This window comes from Neobacillus drentensis (genome assembly GCF_021560175.1).
GTDB classification, from domain to species: domain Bacteria; phylum Bacillota; class Bacilli; order Bacillales; family Cytobacillaceae; genus Neobacillus; species Neobacillus drentensis_A.
Map to the genome: position 1 here is coordinate 1,951,513 of NZ_CP091110.1, position 20,755 is coordinate 1,972,267.

A 20,755-nucleotide genomic window follows, 5' to 3' on the forward strand; every position below is an offset into this window, starting at 1 on the left:
CCAACATGTCCAATATTCTTGTTTTTGCAAATCAGCAGGGAGATGCCTTAAGTCCGAGTGCTAAAGAGGCATTAGCGTTTGCCTGTCAGTTAGCCAAGAGCACAGGTGGAGAAGTCGCAGCTGTTTTAACAGGTCCTGCAGCTGTGACTTGTTCCAAGGAAGCGATTGCTTGCGGTGCGAATAAAGTCTACACGGTTTCTAATCCGTTGCTTGCCGAATATCAGGCCGACGTCTATGTGGATTGTCTTTCTACTATTTTTAAGCAATCCGGTGCAGATATTTTTGTCCTTTCCTTTGATCAAATCGGCAAGGACCTTGTGGGCCGGATCGCAACAAGGGTGGGCGCCTCTGCCATGACAGAAGTGGTTGATTTTAAAACGGAAGGTCAAAAGATCACCTGGGTTCGTCCCATTTATGGGGATAAGGCATTTGGAGAATATTCGGCCAACCGCTCTCTAATGGTAGTGGGGATCCGCCAAAAAAGTCAAAACTTGCCTCTGCCTGATGAATCTCGAACAGGGGAGATTATTTCGGTAGACTATCAACCTAAAGAAGAGCTTGTTTTAACAAAGCTGGTCGTAAAAATTCAGTCGGCCTTGTCCGATATTCGCCTAGAAGATGCAGCCATTATTGTTTCCGGTGGACGAGGGCTGGAAGGACCTGATGGTTTTGCAGAACTGCAGGCCCTGGCAGATGTGCTTGGGGGAGCAGTGGGAGCATCCCGGGCAGCCTGTGATGCAGGCTGGGTTCCGTCCAATTTCCAGGTTGGTCAAACAGGAGCGGTTGTGGCACCTGATCTCTATATAGCGGTAGGTATTTCAGGTGCGAGCCAGCACTTAGCCGGCATTTCCAATGCCAAAACGGTCGTGGCAATCAATACGGATGCGGAGGCGGCTATTTTTAAACGGGCCGATCTTGGTGTGATTGCGGATTATAAGCAGGTCATTCCTGCGCTGACGGAGAAATTAAAAAAAGTTCTCGTATAAATAGGTGAAGCAGGAACCTGTCAAACAGTAGGGGTTCCTGCTTCTTTGATTCTGAAAATTTTGATATTATTAGAGGATGAAAGGTGTGATAGAATTGGTTGTTCAACTAGAAAACGTCTCCTTAAAGCGGGATGGGAAATGGATTCTGCAAGATATTAACTGGCAAATTAAAAAAGGAGAACATTGGGTGTTATTCGGATTAAATGGTTCTGGAAAAACAGCCATTTTAAATTTACTCAATGCCTATAATTTCCCAACAAAGGGGAAAATTACGGTACTAGATTTGGAGTTTGGAAAAACCTATTTGGGAGAAAAACTTCGTAAACAAATTGGATTTGTTTCATCATCGCTCCAAGAAAAATTTCACCCGGATGATAACGCATTCGAAGTCGTCTTAAGCGGTGCCTTCGCCTCGATTGGTTTATACGAGACACCAACCGACGACATAAGAAAAAATGCAATTGCGCTTCTTGAGGAACTAGGCTGCATGGAGTATGCCAATCGTGACTATACTACCCTATCACAGGGCGAAAAACAACGCGTCCTTATTGCGCGGGCATTAATGGCCAATCCAGCGTTGCTGATTCTTGATGAACCGACAAATGGCTTAGATTTTATTGCCCGCGAGCAATTATTAGAATCGGTTGAAAGGATCACCAATAAACTGGATGCACCGACCATCATTTATGTTACCCACCATGTGGAAGAAATCCTGCCTGCTTTCAGTAAAACCTTCCTTTTGAAAAAAGGACAAGTTTTTGCAGCAGGAGAAACGAAAGCGATGATATCCAGCGATACGCTTACACAGTATTTTAACTTACCTGTTAAGGTGCAATGGGACAACGACCGACCACTACTGTCCAAACAGACGGCAAAAGAAACAGTCAAATTGAATTCTTAAAAAGAACAACAAAGGCACATGAACATTCATGTGCCTTATTTCGATGGGGACTGGTGAACTAGAATTGTAAAAATCTGACCGTAAAAAATAATAACTAGACATAATAAGAAGAAGTGAGCAAAAGGGGAGAAAAAGAAGTGAAATTCATCAAAGCTATTCTTATTATACTAGCCATATTGTTTATGCTCGTTTTGGGTATAACAGCACCCATTTCATTTATCGGTTTTGTTATTTTTCTAATCGGAATGGTAGTAAACAGCCAATACAAAAAACGAAACATTCGGTTTGCTAAGGGAGGCTGGCTGATTGCGGCAGGAATCATCTCCTCCTTTCTACTAGCAATGGTGTTCTCGGAACCTGCGAAACAGAAACAAGTAACGGATCCCTCAAAAACAGAAGCGGTGAATAAGGAAAAGGAAGCAGCCAAGAAAGCGAAAGAAAAAGCGGAAGCAGAAAAAAAGGCAAAGGCTGAAGAAGCGAGAGTAGCCGAAGAGAAGGCTAAAGCAGAGGAAGAAAGAATTGCAGCAGAAAAGGCAGAAGCAGAAAAAGCTGCACAGGAAAAACAAGCAGCAAAACAATCGCAGGAAGAATTAGCAAAGAGTCTGGGGTTAGAGTTGATTACCGTTGGCCGAGTGGTGGACGGGGATACCTTTGTGACTTCCGATGGACGGAAGGTCCGTTTAATCGGCGTCAATACACCAGAATCGACGACAAGACATGAGCAATACGGCAAAGAGGCCAGTAATTATACAGTGTCAAAGCTAAATGGGAAGCAGATCTGGATGCAAAAGGATGTTTCCGAAACAGACCGATATGGGCGATTGTTAAGGATCATCTGGTTCGGTGTACCAACAAATGATCAGGATGAAAAGGAAATTCGCTCGAAAATGTTTAATGCTGATTTAGTGTTAAACGGGTATGCCGAGCCGTCCACATATCCACCAGATGTCAAATATAGTGACTATTTTGTTAAGTTTGCCCGAGAGGCAAGGGAGGCAAATAAAGGTCTTTGGGCATTCGGCAGCCAAGGGACAACGAAGGGGGATTTAGATTCAAGCTCCAGCAGCAATGGTTCTGGTGCCTCGACAGGCGGGAATCCATCAAATAGTCCTTCAAGCGGAAAGGGCAAGACTAATGCGGGTACGGAGTCGTTTAAGAATTGTACGGAAATGCGAAAAGTGTATCCGAATGGTGTGCCATCAACGCATCCTGCTTATGAGGCAAGGCATGACCGCGATAAAGATAACTGGGCTTGTGAACAATAATAGTAGATAAAAGAAAGGCCGCAATCAAAAATGATTGCGGCCTTTCTTTTATCAATATATGATCACCGTGTCCCAAAACGGTTATCAGTGTTTGACTGTTACTGTTTTTCCAGGTAATGTCGTGACACGTCCGTTCATACTTGTTTCCCGAATGGTCACTGTATGCTTTCCGTTCCGATACTTGGCAGTGTCAAGAAGGTAATGAAAGCCAGCTTTGCCATTATTGTATTGAGGATAGGCTTTTTGGACATCCGGTCTCGGATCCCAATAGACCGCTTTACCGGCCAATACTCCATCTACTAATATTTCAACCTTGGAAACCACGTTATTATCTAGGAACCAGCCTTTTACGATACTTTTTCCGATAATAGTAGAGTTATTCACAGGTGCATCGATATACCCAATCGCAGGATAGGATGCTGGAACTTCATTCCATACTAAGCTTGAAATTTTATTGATGGTCTCTTTCCCATAGGAGAAGGTTTTATTATTGGTGGTGAGCACTGCAATTACATAGTTTTTACCTTGTCCATTTATATATCCGACACTATTGACATAGAGTTTACTTGGCGGATTGGAAGTGACCCAGCCATTTTTTAAGGCAATACTGACTCCAAAAGGAATTCCATACCCTGTGCCCCAGCGTTGATCCAACTGGACGTGCCGCATAAGATTCAGACCATATGCTCTTTGTGAATCAGTCAATAAGGCATTATGAAAAGCAAAGTATTTCATCATGGTAAGCTGATCCGAGACCGTTGTGGTGGTGCGTCCCCACCAGCCGCCAGTACCGGCAGTTGTTTGAAGCATCCCCACTTTTCGGAAAAAGGGCTGAACCTTTTGTTCACTGCCAAGCTGGCGCCAAATTGTACTTGCCGCACTGTTATTACTATTTTCGATCATTTTAGTCAGCAGGGAATTTTCATAACTGGTAATGGGTGTTTTATTGTAAAGCACATTTGCCAACATCGACATTTTTACAACACTTTCAGTATAGTAGGTTTTAGAAGAGTTGTATGTATAAGTTTTACCCGTGTTTGCATCGTAAACGCCCACGGAAACGGTATTACCTCTGGAATGAATATAGTTGGTTACTTCAGGTCCTAAGATTGTGTTTGCTGATGCGTAGATTGGCGCTTTCCCAAACGAAAGCGTTAACATCCCCATCAAGACTAGCGCAGTTACTTTTTTAAACAGTTTCATATTTTCATCCTTCCTAGCAAATAGTATACCTATTCTATGATACTGCTCTTCTAGTAAAAAAAATACTACTTTTGTCATGTTTTTTAGGTAAAAAATACAAGATGCCATTTCTTCTTGTTCATTTTCCTAGATGCTTTGTTGCATCCAATGTTCACGACAGGTTTCACTTTCCTGCAAAATGGGTACCGAAGGAGGGGGTAATTTAATTATCTGCTAATCTTTTTAGTACCTATTTTGTGAGGAGGATCACGATGGAAAATAAGAAGGCCGTTCAATTAGAGAATTTTTCAATTGATAATGAAAAAAAGGCACCATTGACTACTAACCAAGGGCTAAAGGTGTCGGAGGACGAGTTTTCTTTAAAAGCTGGGTTAAGAGGGCCAACATTAATGGAGGACTTCCATTTCCGAGAAAAAATGACCCATTTTGACCATGAACGGATTCCTGAACGGGTTGTTCATGCCCGTGGCGTAGGGGCCCATGGAATCTTTCAACTCTATGAATCTTTGGTTGAATATACCAAGGCTGATTTTCTCACAGACACAGCCAAAACGACTCCGGTGTTTGTCCGCTTCTCAACAGTACAAGGCTCAAGAGGATCAGCCGATACAGTTCGTGACGTCCGCGGATTTGCAACCAAATTTTATACCGATGAAGGCAACTTTGATTTGGTTGGGAATAATATGCCAGTTTTCTTTATTCAAGATGCAATTAAGTTCCCTGACTTTGTACATGCTCTTAAACCTGAACCGCATACAGAAATTCCACAAGGCGCGAGCGCCCACGATACATTTTGGGATTTCATTGGCCAAAATCATGAATCAGCCCATATGGTGATGTGGGCCATGAGTGACCGTGCTATTCCGCGCAGTTTACGGATGATGGAAGGCTTTGGTGTACATACTTTCCGACTGATCAATGCGGATGGGGAAGCCCATTTTGTAAAATTCCATTGGAAGCCTGTCCTTGGCATTCATTCACTCGTCTGGGATGAAGCACAGAGGATCGCCGGTAAAAATCCAGACTTCCACCGTCAAGACTTATATGAGGCAATTGAAAAAGGAGATTTCCCGGAATGGGAGTTAGGTCTGCAAATCATCCCTGAAAAAGATGAATTTAATTTTGATTTTGACATTTTAGATCCAACCAAATTATGGCCGGAAGAGGATGTTCCCGTAAAAATCGTTGGTAAAATGACCTTGAATCGTAATGTCCACAACTTTTTTGCAGAAACAGAGCAAGTTGCTTTTCATCCCGGTCATGTAGTGCCAGGTATCGATTTTTCAAACGATCCACTCTTACAAGGCCGTTTATTTTCCTATACAGATACACAGCTTACCCGTCTGGGAGGTCCAAACTTCCATCAGATCCCGATCAACCAGCCTGTTTGCCCGTTTCATAACAATCAGCGGGATGGAATGCATCAAATGGCGATTCATCAAGGGCAAACAAGCTACCATCGCAACGGTCTAAATGCCAATCAGCCTGAACCGGCGCCAGTTGAACTAGGTGGCTATGAATCTTATCAGGAAAAAATAGAAGGCCGTAAAGTCAGAGGCCGGAGTGAGAGTTTTCTAGATTTCTACTCTCAAGCGAAGTTATTCTACAACAGTCTTGCTCCATTTGAACAACAGCACCTGAAAGATGCCCTGAGCTTTGAGCTTGGGAAATGTAAATCGGATATGGTTAAAAATAATGCGGTGGCACTGTTAAATCATATTGATCGGCAAGTAGCCGAAGAAGTCGCTGACAATATTGGGGCGGAGCTCCCTGAGGAAAATCTTGAAGTAAACTCGGATAAAAAGTCTCCGGCACTTAGTATGGCAAACACCGTTAGCCAACCGTCTACTAAATGTGCAGCCATCTTGTTAAACGGTGAACCCGATGATGAAAAAGTAACGGATTGGGTTCGAACACTGGCCCAATACAATATAAATTATAGTATTGTGGCAAAGAAAGTGTATACGATTAGTCCTGTACTAAAAGTAACCGATACGTTTGATACGGCCGATTCCAGTCTTTTTGATGCCGCGATATTAATTAGTAGTAGTTCTGAAGTAGAGCCGTGTGCATTGGAATTTATTGAAACGACCTTTAAACACTTTAAACCTTTGGCTCTAGCTGTTCCAGATAAGAATGCGCTTGAACGATGCCGTGTGCAGTTAGATGCACCAGGTGTTTATAATTTATTCCAAGGTGATATTACTTCATTTATTGAGGGAATGGCAAAAGGACGTTTTTGGGAACGTCCGTTATAAGGATTTTTTTCTTTAGGTAACAGAGCAATGCTTACAGGGCATTGCTTTTTTTGTTTTTCGAGTTAGAAGGATTTAAGAATTAAAGATATTGTTAAAATTTTTGTTCGCTGCGTATTTTATGGAGTAATGCCCGGCAACCGGCTGAAACAAGACGATAAGTCTGTTCAAAATCTCCTGTGAAAAAGGGATCGGGGATATCTTTTTTGTATCTGGTCAGGTCGAGCAGCCTGAAGATTTTGGGATGATTAGGTTTGCCGGTGATCTTATAAATATTTTTTATGTTGCTATTGTCCATACCGATAATATAGTCGAACTTCAAAAAGTCCTCTTTCTTTAATTGGCGTCCAACAAGCCCCTCAGAAGAGATATGGTATTTCTTAAGAATCTCAAGAGTTCCTTTGTGCGGAGGGAAGCCGATTTGCCATGAACTGGTTGCAGCGGAATCAACGGCTATTTTTTTTGACAGCTTTTCTTTTTTGACTAAAGCGCGAAACAAAGCTTCAGCCATGGGTGAACGGCAAATATTCCCTAGGCATACAAATAAAACGTTAATCATGGATGTAACCCCTTTTCATTCTCTTTTCCACTTTGATCCTTTTTTTGGAATGCATTATGTATTTAGACGTTAGTGAATTGGACTGGTGCGCTGGTTAATTACAAAGTATGTATAAAACATGAAATGTGAAACGGCCTATGATAATTTTAATTGAAGGGGATGGGCATAACTCTGTAAGGATTTTATTTCTAACCAAGAAGGGAAGAATAGGATAAGCATTGAATTTATATAGAAGTGAGTGAATCACTGATCTCTATAGCAGGGGGTTGTTAGATATGTCGAGAGAAATATGGTTGAACCTGCCAGTCCGAGAACCAGAACGGTCAAAGGCGTTTTATACTGAGCTCGGTTTTCGGTTGAATGAGCAGTACGCGAGTCAAGATGGTTCAGTGAGTTTTATCGTTGGCGATAATCAGGTTGTTTTAATGCTTTTCCCGGAATCCACGTTCCGCGGTTTTGCTGGTAATGCGGTGGCGGATTCGTGGCAGGGCACGGAAGTATTATTCTCCCTGGGGGCGAACTCCAGGGAGGAAGTTGATGAGTTAGCTTTGAAAGCAGAACGGGCCGGCGGCACTGTATACGGTAAGCCGGGCGAAAAGGACGGCTGGATGTACGGCTGCGGTTTTGCCGATCCGGACGGCCATCGGTGGAATGCGTTGTATATGGATATGAGCAAGATGCCAAAAGGCTGAAAACAATTGGCGAGTGACGCGTAGTTAAGAAGTAAGTAATAAGATTACTTGACTACAAGCTAATCTTTTTAAGTATGCTAAAAAGTCAAAACCCTGTAAAACTAACCTAGAAGGTCTGGTTTTACAGGGTTTTTTGTACGTACCAAATAGGTCCAGTTATGGATATATATTTGCATTCGAAAATGGATAATACCCAAAATTGTAATAGGAAGAAGGTAAGACCAAATAAAATCTGTTTTTAAGGAAATAATTTAATCATAAAGGTTCTAATGATTAATGGATGGAGATTATTGATGATGACGACAATAGTTCGACATGTTCATTCATTTTTTAATAAACATAGCGTTATGGCCATTTTACACAGTTGGCTATGTACAGGCTTTGGCCAATTTTATAACAAGCAATATTTAAAAGGATTACTATTTTTTTATTCAATCTCTTAAATAATCTGTTCGGACACCTTAATCTTGCTCTGATGTATAGTTTATTGGGGGAGATTGAAAAAGCAAATTCAATTATTAATTACCAGTGGATTTTAAATTATCCATCGGGTTATGCCTATGCCCATTGGGACGCATATAAGGATGGATTTATTCGAGATCACAACAAGAAACCACCTGTCTCGCATTCCGTGCCTTTTATTTTATCTGCTATGTTTACAACTGTAGGCGTTGTTTATGGCAGTAAAAATTCAATAGGTCCTGTCTTTACGGGGGTAGGCTGCTACTTTTTAGGTATAGTAACAGGTGCAATAATCATAAAAATATCCAATAAACATCATTTTGAATAAGATAATTGGCGGAATAGAAGGCCGGTCATTATTAAGCAGTAATATGGGGAGATCTTTTCATCAATAAAAGAAAAATCAATGGTTTTCTCAATCGTTTTTAAAAAGTGGTCTTTTGGGTCAAGTGCCTCTATAGAAGTAGTGACCTGATCATTACGGTGATTAATAATTTTACCAATCATTGTCAATCCCTCTTATATCCTATTTTGAACCCGATTGGACAAAATGACAAAAAATAACCGTTGAGAATTTACTTTCTCAACGGCCTGTAAGAAGCCTTGATTTTTCAAGGCTTTTTTGACGTCCCGAAGAGGATTCGAACCTCCGACCTACAGTTTAGGAAACTATCCGATATGTCATCGATATGTCAACGTATTGTCATGAATGTTTTGTAAACAATTTTCTTTTGAGGGCGTAAATGGAAATACGTAGATATTGGTCAAAACTGATACGTTAGAATACTGTGCACAAAATAATTACGTGTTTATTACGAAACAAGGCGGGGTCATATCCAATAGTCCAACGCATAACAACATTCAAAAACGTTTAGAAGGTAGGATGAAGTGACATTGTACAAGTGTCGGAATAATTTATTAGACATAGTAAAGATACATAAAATTATTTTTAGATTTTTCCGAATTGCTGTTTTATAATATATTATAAAATACTCCCATTTGGAGAGAATGAGTAAACTTATTTTAATAAGAAAGCGTTCGCAAAGTACATGTTCTTATACAAGGGGGAAAAATAATGAACTTCCTATCTGATCAAAACGTAAAAAATATATTAATTTTTATGGATGAAATAAATTATCTAAAGGGAAAAATTAATTACGCACAAATCTTGTATCTATTTGAAAAATATTTCGGGTATTCCCGGTCAGAAATGTATTTATTTGATCAAAATTATGACTTGACACTTCTTCATTCTATTAACATTGAACAGAAAGCAATTGATGAGTATTTTCATTATGATCAAACAGATTTCAATTGGCACCCTAGACGTGCACTTCCACCGAATGGGACTAACGTAATAAAAATTTTTGATGTAGTTTCTAAGGAGGATTATGAAAAATCTAGATTTTATAAAGATTATTTGGAGATATACGGATATTACGATTTGTTATCAATGTGCTTTTATCATGAAAAAGGAAGATTTGGTTGTATTACCTTTTCAAGACAAAGAGAAGATACCCCTTTTAATCAGGTGGATGTTATGCAACTTGAAATTATTTCTAAATTTATGTCTCCAAAAATCTGGCAATCCCTAATTGAGTCTCAAACTGACCTTTCTTCCCATAATCAATCTCATTCTGAAAGCCATTTTTTGGATTTTTTATCTAAAAGAGAAAGAGAAGTACTCGAACTTGTTCAAAAAGGGCTCTCAAATGAAGATGTCTCCCGCCAATTATTCATCAGCATTAATACAGTAAAAACACATTTATTAAATATTTTTAAAAAATTAAAAGTAACGAATCGGACAGAGTTGTGTTATAAAATCAATCAAAAAATTCTGTTATAAATGAACAAAGGATTATCTAAAATATATAGACTTGTCATTACATGTAAGGGTGCACATTATTTTCGGGCACTCTATTTTTATTTCCCCTTTATATTCTGTTTTATGAAACTTAAATCACCCGTTTGGTTGATTGTAATATTTATAGTAAATGAAATAATATAAAAAAGGCAGAAAATTCAGATTTAAAGGAGGAGAAATTAATTGAAAAAAGCAAATCTTAATCAACGTCTTACCTTATTTTCTGTAGTGATGATTGGTTTATCAATAATGGCACCGGGTACCGTGTTTTCTACTTACGGGATTGCCTCTCAAATTACAGAAGGCAAAGTACCGGCAGCCTATGCTGTGGCAGCAATTGCTTTAGCTTTCACAGCATATAGTTATGGACAAATGGTAAAGGCCTATCCTACTTCAGGATCAGCCTATACTTATGTTCAGCAAGCCTTTAATCCATACATGGGATTTCTTATTGGTTGGGCTCTTTTTACAGATTACCTGCTTCTTCCAATGGTCAACTATCTTATTGCAGGGATCTTTATATCTTCTGTAATACCTGCTATTCCATCGTATGTATGGATTCTTTTACTAATAGGAATGACCACAGTCATTAATATAAGGGGAATAAAGCTTGTTGGGGTCATAAACACATTATTGATGGTTTATTCTATTCTTGTTATTGTCCTATTTTCCTTCTTGTCTATTAAATCTGTGCTAGATGGAACGGGGACCGGCACACTTTTTTCAACCTCACCAATTTTTGATTCCGGACATTCCTTTTCCCTAATTCTTGCTGGTGCCTCACTTCTATGTTTTTCATTTCTCGGATTCGACTCCATTACAACATTAGCTGAAGAAACAATTGATCCAACTAAAACAATTCCAAAAGCAATTTTTATTATCCTAATTACAGGGGCATTAATTTTTATCGGTGTCTCTTACATTTCTAGTATGGTTCAACCTGATTTTACGGCTTTTACTAATCCAGACGCTGCAGCAGTAGAGATGGCTACAATGGTTGGAGGGAATTTATTTACATCCTTTTTTCTAGGCGCTACGCTTGTTGGGACATTTGCTTCAGGCCTTGCGGCTCAAGCGAGTGTATCTCGTGTATTATTCGCTATGGGGCGTGACTCAATGTTACCTAAGAAATATTTTGGCTATGTGCACCCACGTTTTAACACACCAATCTTTAATATTGTTTTGGTAGGTGCCATTTCTTTACTCGCCCTAGTGCTTTCGCTTACCGTTGCTACCTCTTTTATTAATTTCGGGGCACTAGTAGCCTTTTTATTTGTCAATCTATCTGTCATTGCACATTATTTTAATAGAAAGAAGGAACGTTCAGTTAAGGGGATTGTTTCCTACCTGATCTTGCCTCTCATTGGTGCTGGTTTTATTGTTTGGTTACTTTCTGGACTAAATGTACATTCAATAATCCTTGGGATTTGTTGGACAGTACTTGGGGTGTTTTACCTTATGTATTTAGTAAAATTTAAAGGTATGAAGTCAGTAAGTTTAAAATTTGATGAAAATAATACTAGTTTTATGGATTAATACTTTTTATTAGATTGGAGATATAAACAAATGAACAGTTCAATAAAAGCAGATATTATCATAACTGGTGATGCAGTTTTTACTGGGTTAGATAATCGTCCTAAACCTGGAGCAATTGCTATTATTGGGAATAAAATTGCTGCTGTTGGTTCATATGATGAGATTGTCCCTTATATTGGAACCAATACCCAAGTGTACGTTTACGGGAACCAATTGATCATGCCTGGGTTTCATGATTTTCATCTTCATATCATTCCAGGAGCTATTGAATTAGATAGTATTAGTTTACTAGATGCAAAGTCAGAAGAAGAGGCTGCAGACATGGTTCGTCAATTTGCTGACACAAGGCCTGAAGATCCATGGATTTTAGGTTTTTCATGGGACAATTCAAATTGGGACAATAAACAACTTCCGACCCGTGCTTCACTAGACCGTGTTCTACCAGATAGACCAGTAGTTTTAATGTTTATAGAATTACATTATGCCTGGGTGAACAGTAAGGCTTTGGAAATTATGGGGATTACTCGGGATACTCCGAATCCACCATTTGGAGAAATAGAAAAGGACAAAAATGGTGAATTGACAGGTATTCTTTATGAAAAAGCAATGGACTTGGTTCACAAAGGAGCTTATGATTTTTCGAGAGAAAAGAAATCACAGATTCTAAAGAAATTCTTTCATTTAGCGGCTGAATACGGAATAACTTCTGTAAATGATATGTATGCTCCTACAAGTGATTTTCTTGATGATTTTGAGTTATTTAGAATACTAGAGAACGCAGGGGAATTGCCAACCCGGATTCACCTGCTACCGGCATTAACGAATGACTTAGAACGTTCAAAAGATTTAAGAGGCACTTATACATCTAATAAACTTCAATTTTCAGGATTAAAATATTTTATCGACGGGGTTATTACAGGTTACACTGCATACTTGTTAGATCCATACAGTGATAAGCCAGAAACAAGAGGTAGTACTTCAATATCTCCGGAATTATTCAAAAAAATGGTCATCAATGCTGACAGGGAAGGTTTTAGAATTCGCATACATGCGATTGGTGACGCTGGAGTCAGGTTATCGTTGGACGCATTTGAAGAAGCTCAGATAATAAATGGTGTAAGGGATTCTAGGCACACAATTGAACATATTGAGTCGATTCATCCAGACGATATTAATCGCTTCCAACAATTGGGGGTGATTGCCTCTATGCAGCCCCAGCATTTGGCACTAACGCATAAGGAAGTTTATCTTTCTCGATTGGGGGAGGAGCGCGATAAATTAACTTTTGCTGTAAATACACTTAAAAAAGCCGGTGCAAGAATAGCATTTGGAAGTGATTTTCCTGTTACATCGTTAAATCCAATGTTAGAAATCTATCGTGCGGTTACGAGAGTCGATTATTCAGGATCCATAGAAAATGTTTGGAACCCGGAAGAAGGAATTGCATTAGCTGAAGCTTTGAAGGCCTATACTTTGGAGCCTGCATATGGAACATTCAGAGAAAATGAATTAGGAACGATAGAAGTTGGAAAGCTTGCTGATATCATTGTATTAGATAGAAATCTTTTTGATGTTCCTACTGAAGAGATAGTAGAAACGAAGGTTCAATTAACAGTTGTAGACGGAAAAGTAGTGTTTGAACAAGGAAAAGTAAAAAGTATTCACTAGAAATTAAAAGGTGATTAATTAATTTATAATATACTGCTTCCATAAGCGATTTTGGTAAGTATGGATTTAAGGAGGAGTAAGAATGGATCTTAAATTAGAATTCTCCTTTGAGGCAAGAGTTTTAGTCTCTGATTCTGTATTAATTGGTGAAACCCCTATAGGAACTCAGTACATGATTCCGATTATAGGAGGAACTTTTGAAGGACCCGATTTAAAGGGAACTGTACTTCCGATAGGAGCAGATTTTCTATTAGATAGAAGAGATGGGGTTTCAGAAGTGAAGGCTACTTATACTATTGAAACAGATGATGGGCATAAAATATATGTAGATAATAGAGGGTATTATTTTGCCCCAAAAGAAGTGCTTGATTTACTAGATCGAGGAGAAAAGGTGGATCCTAGTTTAATTTATTTTAGAACCACTCCAATATTTCGAGCATCAGCAGGAAAGTACTCTTGGTTAAATAGAACCATTATGGTCTGTGCAGGAGAAGAACTCCGTGCATCATCTACCATTCGGCTTCAATTTTATAAGGTAAAGTAACTAATTGAAGGGAAAACAAAAAAGATTAATTGACTTCAAGAAAAATTAGTTTTCAAAATTATCTAACAAGCTGCTCTTATTCAAGAGCAGTTCTTTTTTTGTGAAAGGATAAGGAAGAAAAGTTTTCGGTATATAAGAATATCCAGTTAATTAAAACGCAAAACATCGTTTTCTTCGAATTCAAATTAATTGCATGTGGAAGTATGAAGGTATCAAAAAAAGTAGATGACATTTTTTCTCTTTTTTTGACTGATTAAATAAAATTAGAATTTGCTGAACCAAAGTCTATAATTTTTTGCCCTAAAAACTTGATTGCTGAATATTTGTCTGGATATTGATCTGATTTGATAAAAAGTTTCTCATGAAAAAGTGATGATAATAATCTTTTTTGATAGTTAAGTTCCTTTCCTTTTCTTTTATGCAAAGGTGAATTGCGTTATCTATTTCTGCATGACAAAAATAAAAAGCCTTGATTTTTCAAGGCTTTTTTGACGTCCCGAAGAGGATTCGAACCTCCGACCTACAGTTTAGGAAACTGTTGCTCTATCCTGCTGAGCTATCGGGACAAATTTAATAAAACATATCTAGATTCCTAACACAATAAAGTATAACCCCGTCCTGATCTCAGAAAGATTAATCAAGAAGCAGCTCGATCAGTACGCTGTAGCAAAACCACCGAAGCGTATTCATACGTGCTGAGCTATCGGGACAAATATAAGGAACGTTATTTATTATAATAATAAAGTTAAAAAAGGTCAATAAAAAGATCAGTTAAGGCATTGGGAAGTTCCTCTCCACTTCCGTTTGTCTTTTTGTTTTTTCACGAAAGAGGGCCCAAACAATTAAGCTTAATGAAATTAATAAACCTTCCAATGATAAGATATACCAAGGATAGGGGCCAAGAACATCTAACAAACTTGTGCCGTTTGGTTTGTGACTCAGGAACATATAATTTCCTCCCACCAACTTATTTATCAGCATAATAACCGGCATCAGGACATTTAAAAAGATAAACAACTTCAAAACTGACCAAAGGGTAGGGCGATATCCTTTTACCCAAGTAAAATAAAGCGGAACAAAAATGCTCATTAAGTGTGTATAAAAGAAATGAAAAAAGCGAAAATGCGGAAAATCATAATTTAGTAATGGAGTAAAAATTGCCTGTGAAGCGCCCAACAAAGCGGTAAATAACAGAATTTCATAAATGATCTTCTTTTTAGATAGCAATAGTATCACTGTTAATATGAGGCTAATACTGCATAATTCTAGCGGGATCGCATGACTAACATGCCAACTTCCATTGATTAACATCCAAACATGATAGGTTGCTTCTATTATAATTAGCGAAATGGCTGCTCCAATCTCCCAAGGTCTTAACTGTGCAGACTGAATTTTATCCCTGTACAAAAATAGGCATGTTACACCTAAAACTAAAAGGGTTATAACGATAAAATGGCTTACGGAAAACATTTCAAAATCATAGTTTTTATAGCTGCGTCCAAACCATCCCATACATAAATCCCCCCTTAATTTGCATCATATCATGGTTAACCTACGGAAATAGTCGAAAGTAAGAACCATTTATTCTATTAATTTGGCAAATATTCAACGGGTGCCTGACACCACTCGGATATGATATAATAGTATGTCGAAGAAAATCGAATATAGAATAGTAAGAGCCAAGAAATTTGTTATGAGGATAGAGAAAGCAAGAAAAGTATGAACCATGTCCGTATGAAGCTGTTATGAGGACAGAAAAAGCAAGAAAAGTATGAACCATGTCCGTATGAAGCTGTTATGAGGACAGAAAAAGCAAGAAAAGTATGAACCATGTCCGTATGAAGCTGTTATGAGGACAGAAAAAGCAAGAAAAGTATGAACCATGTCCGCATGAAGCCGTCATGAGGACAGAGAAAACAAGAAACGATTCAACCATGTCCACATGAAGCCGTCATGAGGGCAGAGAAAACCAGAAACGATTCAACCATGTCCGCATGGAGCCGTTATGAGGACAAGAAAAGCAAAAAAAGCACCAACCATGTCCACATGAACACGTCTCTAAGGACAAAGAGTGTTTCTTAAAATACCCAATCAAGAGGGGAATCCCCTTAAAATAAAATAGATTAATACCCTGGAGGTCATTATGGCTGGTTATACGCCGATGATACAACAATATCTAACGATTAAGGCAGATTATCAAGATGCCTTTTTATTTTTTCGCTTAGGCGACTTTTATGAAATGTTTTTTGACGATGCCATCAAAGCATCCCAAGAATTAGAGATCACGCTGACTAGCCGCGAGGGCGGCAGCGAAGACCGAATCCCCATGTGCGGCGTGCCTTATCATTCCGCACCAAACTATATTGAACAACTGATTTCAAAAGGCTTTAAAGTGGCAATTGCGGAGCAAATGGAAGACCCAAGGGAAACAAAAGGCATGGTCAAACGGGAAGTCGTTCAGCTCATCACACCAGGAACCGTGATGGATGGCAAAGGACTAACGGATAAAGAGAACAACTATCTTGCATCCATTACAGCCTTTGACGACCAAACCTATGGTTTTGCCTACAACGATATCTCAACTGGAGAGAGCCGAGTCACACTCCTTTCCACTAATTTTGATGAAGTTCTCAACGAATTGGCGGTCTTAAGTGCCAAAGAGGTTGTGGTTGATAGCAATTTTGATGGGGAACTGCAAAAGAAGATGCGTGAACGCGATGTGCTGGCGATTTCGATAGAGGATAACAGTTCAATTGAAATGGACTTTGCCCATCTGCTTGAGGATCTGAATCAGGAAAAATTAAAGCAAACGGCAGCAAGGCTGTTTCATTATTTATTCCGCTCACAGAAGAGAAGTCTTGACCATTTGCAGCCTGTAACCACTTATCAAATTCAGCAATATATGAAAATTGATTACTATTCAAAACGAAATCTCGAATTAACCGAAACGATTCGTTCAAAGGGAAAAAGAGGCTCCTTGTTATGGCTGCTTGATGAAACAAAAACAGCCATGGGTGGACGGATGCTGAAGCACTGGATCGACCGGCCGTTGATTCAACAATCAGAAATTGAGCAGCGTCATAATCTGGTAGATGTGTTAATTCAGCATTATTTTGAGCGTCAGGAGCTGCGTGAAAACTTAAAAGAAGTCTACGATTTAGAGAGATTAGCCGGACGGGTGGCGTTTGGAAATGTAAATGCCCGGGATTTAGTCCAGCTAAAGCGCTCCTTAATGCAGGTACCCTTTTTAAAACAAATCCTATTTGGAATGCAAAATGAGCAAATGAATGACATTGCTGAAAAGCTTGACCCCTGTGAAGAGGTAACCGACCTCCTTGAACAGGCCATTGTTGATAATCCACCGCTTTCCTTAAAAGAAGGAAATATCATTCGCGACGGCTATCATGAGCAGCTCGATCAATATCGGGATGCCAGCCGCAATGGAAAAACGTGGATTGCCCAGCTAGAACGGGAAGAACGCGAGAAAACCGGAATTAAGTCCTTAAAGGTTGGCTATAATCGTGTGTTTGGCTATTATATCGAGGTTACCCGTGCGAACCTGCACCTTTTAACAGAAGGGCAATATGAGCGGAAACAGACGTTAACGAATGCAGAACGTTTTATTACACCGGAATTAAAAGAAAAAGAGGCTTTAATTTTACAAGCGGAAGAAAAATGCGGAGAGCTGGAATATGATTTATTCACCGGAATCCGCGAAATGGTTAAGGAACAAATCCCGCGTTTGCAGGCGTTGGCCAAAGCTGTTAGTGAATTAGACGTTTTACAATGTTTTGCTCAAGTCAGTGAAGAACGCCGCTATGTCAAGCCGCAGTTTTCGAATGAGCGCCGGGTCGTGCTGAAGGATGGCCGTCATCCGGTTGTTGAAAAAGTGTTGAACACACAGGAATATGTGCCAAACGACTGCATGATGGACAGCGATCGTGAAGTCCTTTTAATCACAGGACCGAATATGTCAGGTAAAAGTACGTACATGCGGCAAATCGCCCTGATCGCGATATTGGGGCAAATTGGCTGTTATGTACCGGCATCAGAAGCGGTATTGCCGATTTTTGATCAGGTCTTTACCCGGATTGGCGCAGCGGACGATTTGATTTCTGGACAAAGTACCTTTATGGTAGAAATGCTTGAGGCAAAAAATGCAATTGCGAATGCAACGCAAAATAGTTTAATTTTATTCGATGAAATTGGCCGGGGAACATCTACCTATGATGGGATGGCCCTAGCACAGGCGATTATTGAATACATTCATGAGCGAATTGGAGCGAAAACCTTATTTTCAACCCATTATCATGAGTTAACCGTGTTGGAAGAAGAACTTTCGAAGTTGAAAAATATTCATGTTAGTGCGATTGAACATAACGGCAAGGTTGTTTTCCTTCATAAAATTAAAGAAGGTCCAGCTGATAAAAGTTACGGTATTCATGTAGCGCAGCTGGCGGAACTTCCGGTGGAGTTAATCAAACGGGCAAGTGAAATTTTAGCAGAACTTGAAGCGACAGACGCTCAGACGGCTCCCGTGAAAAAAGTGGTTGAGCAACCGGTCGCAGAGATGGAAAAACCAGTGGAGCAGCCGGCCCAGTTATCCTTTTTCGATGAGCCCGCATCACCGAAAAAAGCGGAGCCAACTCCTAAAGAAAAACGAGTGTTAGAGAAGATTAAAGAAATCGATTTATTAGATGTAACACCACTACAAGCGATTAACCTGCTGTATGAGCTCCAGAAAAAGTTAAAGTAAGGGGGCTTTATTGATGGGCAAGATTATTCAATTAGATGAAATTTTATCAAATAAAATTGCGGCTGGAGAGGTTGTCGAACGGCCTGCCTCTGTCGTGAAAGAACTGGTTGAAAATGCGATTGATGCCGGCAGTACGGTGATTGAAATTGAAATCGAAGAGGCCGGTCTTGCTAAAATCCGCATTACAGACAACGGCTATGGGATTGAGGAAGAGGATGTATTAATTGCCTTTCAGCGCCATGCCACCAGTAAGATTAAAAATGAAAATGATTTGTTCCGGATTCGGACGCTCGGATTCCGTGGGGAAGCCCTGCCGAGTATTGCCTCGGTTTCCAGACTGGAGATGAAGACCTCGACAGGGGAAGGTGCCGGAAACAGAGTGGTTATTGAGGGCGGAAAGGTCGAAGTTTTTGAAAAAGCATCGGCCCGACGAGGTACCGATCTTACGATTACGGATTTATTTTACAATACGCCTGCTCGTTTGAAATATATGAAAACCATTCATACAGAGCTTGGCAACATTACGGATGTCGTGAACCGCTTGGCGCTTTCCCATCCTGAGGTAGCATTTCGGTTAATTCATAATGAGCGGAAACTGCTGCAAACGAACGGAAACGGTGATGTCCGCCAAGTGTTGGCTGCTATTTATGGGATGGCTATTGCGAAACAGCTTGTCCCTGTTTCCGGTAAATCCCTAGATTATACGATTAGCGGTTTTGCCTCCATGCCGGAAGTAACGAGGGCTTCAAGAAACTATATTTCTACGATGATTAATGGCCGTTTTATTAAGAACTACGCTTTGGCCAAGGCGATTCAGGAAGGGTACCATACGTTGCTTCCAATCGGACGATTTCCGATTGTTCTTCTTAATATTGAGATGGACCCGCTCTTGGTTGATGTCAATGTGCATCCATCGAAAATGGAGGTCCGCATCAGTAAGGAAGCCGAACTGTATGAGTTGGTCACGACGATGATTAAGGATACCTTCAAATCGAAAATCTTGATTCCAACCGCCTACACACATGTGAAAAAAGAAGAACCCAAATCTGAGCAAACAGCGTTCGTTTTGGATGAAGGGACGCCACATACAAGTAAGCCGATAGAAACTCCGTGGGAGCGTCCGGTATTTGCTCAAACGGTTCAAGAAACGACGTCCATTCCGGTTCCAAGATTTGATTATATTCCAGTTAAGCAGGAGGCACCGACGTTTGCATTTTCGGAAGAAACTTCGTTTGAACCGAATGAGGAGACGTTTGACCAAGAGTATTTCGATCATGCGTCAGCGCCTGAAATCGAACCAAGTGATGTTCAACCGCAGACAGAGTACACTGCACCGGCTGATCCTGATGATGTCAAAAGCAGGATCCCGCGTCTTTATCCAATCGGTCAAATGCATGGGACGTATATTTTTGCGCAGAATGAAAATGGCTTATATATTATCGACCAGCACGCCGCACAGGAACGATTGAAATATGAGTATTTCCGGGAAAAAGTAGGACAGGTTCAGTCCGAGCTGCAAGAAATGCTCGTGCCGATAACTTTGGAGTATTCAACCGATGAATATGTCAAAATAACAGAGAATCTTAGTGAACTAGAAAAAGTGGGCGTGTTCCTAGAGGAATTCGGTTTAAATAGTTTTATTGTCCGCTCGCATCCGCAATGGTTTCCTAAAGGGGAAGAGAAGCAGATTATTGAGGACATGATTGAACAGGTATTATTGATGAAAAAGGTAGATATTAAGAAGCTTCGGGAAGAGGCGGCGATCATGATGAGCTGTAAAGCCTCGATTAAGGCAAACCGCCATTTGCGCAATGATGAAATCCAGGCACTTCTCGATGATCTCCGCAAAGCATCAGACCCGTTTACCTGTCCGCACGGCAGACCGATTATTGTTCACTATTCGATTTATGAGATGGAGAAGATGTTTAAACGGGTGATGTAGTATGTTATTGTGACCGTGAGATCTGTAAATGAGGTGGAACGGTCACAATAAAAAATTATTATGCCCGTGGAAGCTGAAAAAGAGAGTGGAAGGTCACAATAAAAGAGAATTGTGCCCGTTGA

General features: G+C 39.9%; 15 protein-coding genes, 1 tRNA gene and 1 pseudogene. 12 read left to right on the forward strand and 5 right to left on the reverse strand.

All coding sequences use genetic code 11. The features are described 5' to 3' along the window. Positions 1 to 5: 5 nt before the first annotated feature. From L1999_RS09115 to L1999_RS09125, 3 genes are all read left to right on the forward strand, one after another. On the forward strand, positions 6 to 986 hold the full coding sequence (locus L1999_RS09115) for an electron transfer flavoprotein subunit alpha/FixB family protein (protein ID WP_235743246.1): 981 nt from the start codon (positions 6 to 8) through the stop codon (positions 984 to 986). 94 nt (positions 987 to 1,080) lie between these two features. After that, entirely contained in the window at positions 1,081 to 1,887 is an 807-nt protein-coding gene (locus L1999_RS09120) for an ABC transporter ATP-binding protein (protein ID WP_235743247.1), read from the forward strand. 137 nt (positions 1,888 to 2,024) lie between these two features. Continuing rightward, positions 2,025 to 3,152, forward strand: a complete 1,128-nt coding sequence (locus tag L1999_RS09125; RefSeq protein WP_235743248.1) for a thermonuclease family protein — start codon at positions 2,025 to 2,027, stop codon at positions 3,150 to 3,152. A gap of 84 nt (positions 3,153 to 3,236) precedes the next feature. Here L1999_RS09125 and L1999_RS09130 read toward each other — a convergent pair whose 3' ends face one another. After that, positions 3,237 to 4,355 carry a serine hydrolase gene (locus tag L1999_RS09130; protein WP_235743249.1) on the reverse strand — a complete coding sequence of 373 codons (1,119 nt, stop codon included), beginning with the start codon at positions 4,353 to 4,355 and terminating at the stop codon, positions 3,237 to 3,239. A 251-nt stretch (positions 4,356 to 4,606) separates the two neighbouring features. Between L1999_RS09130 and L1999_RS09135 the strand changes: the two genes are divergently transcribed. Further along, positions 4,607 to 6,613, forward strand: coding sequence for a catalase (locus L1999_RS09135; RefSeq protein WP_235743250.1), 2,007 nt, complete (start codon positions 4,607 to 4,609; stop codon positions 6,611 to 6,613). Between the two features lie 91 nt (positions 6,614 to 6,704). Here L1999_RS09135 and L1999_RS09140 read toward each other — a convergent pair whose 3' ends face one another. Further along, positions 6,705 to 7,169 (reverse strand): low molecular weight protein-tyrosine-phosphatase, encoded by a 465-nt coding sequence (locus L1999_RS09140; RefSeq protein ID WP_235743251.1) that lies wholly within the window; start codon positions 7,167 to 7,169, stop codon positions 6,705 to 6,707. Between the two features lie 275 nt (positions 7,170 to 7,444). Between L1999_RS09140 and L1999_RS09145 the strand changes: the two genes are divergently transcribed. Beyond that, the gene (locus L1999_RS09145) at positions 7,445 to 7,861 is read left to right on the forward strand and encodes a VOC family protein (protein ID WP_235743252.1); all 417 of its coding nucleotides are present in this window, start codon (positions 7,445 to 7,447) and stop codon (positions 7,859 to 7,861) included. Positions 7,862 to 8,348: 487 nt separating this feature from the next. Next, positions 8,349 to 8,651, forward strand: coding sequence for a hypothetical protein (locus L1999_RS09150; RefSeq protein ID WP_235744506.1), 303 nt, complete (start codon positions 8,349 to 8,351; stop codon positions 8,649 to 8,651). Here L1999_RS09150 and L1999_RS09155 read toward each other — a convergent pair. Continuing rightward, positions 8,619 to 8,830, reverse strand: a pseudogene (locus tag L1999_RS09155) (IS5/IS1182 family transposase); the annotation flags it as partial. The gene L1999_RS09150 and the pseudogene L1999_RS09155 sit on opposite strands and share 33 nt — an antisense overlap. A 568-nt stretch (positions 8,831 to 9,398) precedes the next feature. Between L1999_RS09155 and L1999_RS09160 the strand changes: the two are divergent. The 4 genes from L1999_RS09160 (at position 9,399) to L1999_RS09175 (ending at position 13,935) form a co-directional block, all read left to right on the forward strand. Then, positions 9,399 to 10,169: a helix-turn-helix transcriptional regulator gene (locus L1999_RS09160; protein ID WP_235743253.1), complete on the forward strand. Its 771-nt coding sequence runs from the start codon at positions 9,399 to 9,401 to the stop codon at positions 10,167 to 10,169. Positions 10,170 to 10,370: 201 nt separating this feature from the next. Beyond that, a complete protein-coding gene (locus tag L1999_RS09165; RefSeq protein ID WP_235743254.1) occupies positions 10,371 to 11,723 on the forward strand; it encodes an APC family permease in 1,353 nt (450 codons plus the stop codon). A 30-nt stretch (positions 11,724 to 11,753) separates the two neighbouring features. After that, positions 11,754 to 13,391: an amidohydrolase gene (locus tag L1999_RS09170; protein ID WP_235743255.1), complete on the forward strand. Its 1,638-nt coding sequence runs from the start codon at positions 11,754 to 11,756 to the stop codon at positions 13,389 to 13,391. 82 nt (positions 13,392 to 13,473) lie between these two features. After that, positions 13,474 to 13,935, forward strand: coding sequence for a DUF3237 domain-containing protein (locus L1999_RS09175; protein WP_235743256.1), 462 nt, complete (start codon positions 13,474 to 13,476; stop codon positions 13,933 to 13,935). Between the two features lie 492 nt (positions 13,936 to 14,427). On the opposite strand, the gene L1999_RS09180 is transcribed toward L1999_RS09175, so the two are convergent. Together L1999_RS09180 and L1999_RS09185 are read right to left on the reverse strand one after the other, a co-directional pair. Beyond that, positions 14,428 to 14,501 (reverse strand) — tRNA-Arg (locus L1999_RS09180). A gap of 205 nt (positions 14,502 to 14,706) precedes the next feature. Further along, entirely contained in the window at positions 14,707 to 15,447 is a 741-nt protein-coding gene (locus L1999_RS09185; RefSeq protein ID WP_235743257.1) for a YwaF family protein, read from the reverse strand. Between the two features lie 631 nt (positions 15,448 to 16,078). Between L1999_RS09185 and mutS the strand changes: the two genes are divergently transcribed. Next, positions 16,079 to 18,691, forward strand: coding sequence for a DNA mismatch repair protein MutS (gene mutS, locus L1999_RS09190; RefSeq protein WP_235743258.1), 2,613 nt, complete (start codon positions 16,079 to 16,081; stop codon positions 18,689 to 18,691). 13 nt (positions 18,692 to 18,704) lie between these two features. Continuing rightward, positions 18,705 to 20,633, forward strand: a complete 1,929-nt coding sequence (gene mutL / locus L1999_RS09195) for a DNA mismatch repair endonuclease MutL (protein WP_235743259.1) — start codon at positions 18,705 to 18,707, stop codon at positions 20,631 to 20,633. Positions 20,634 to 20,755 lie beyond the last annotated feature (122 nt).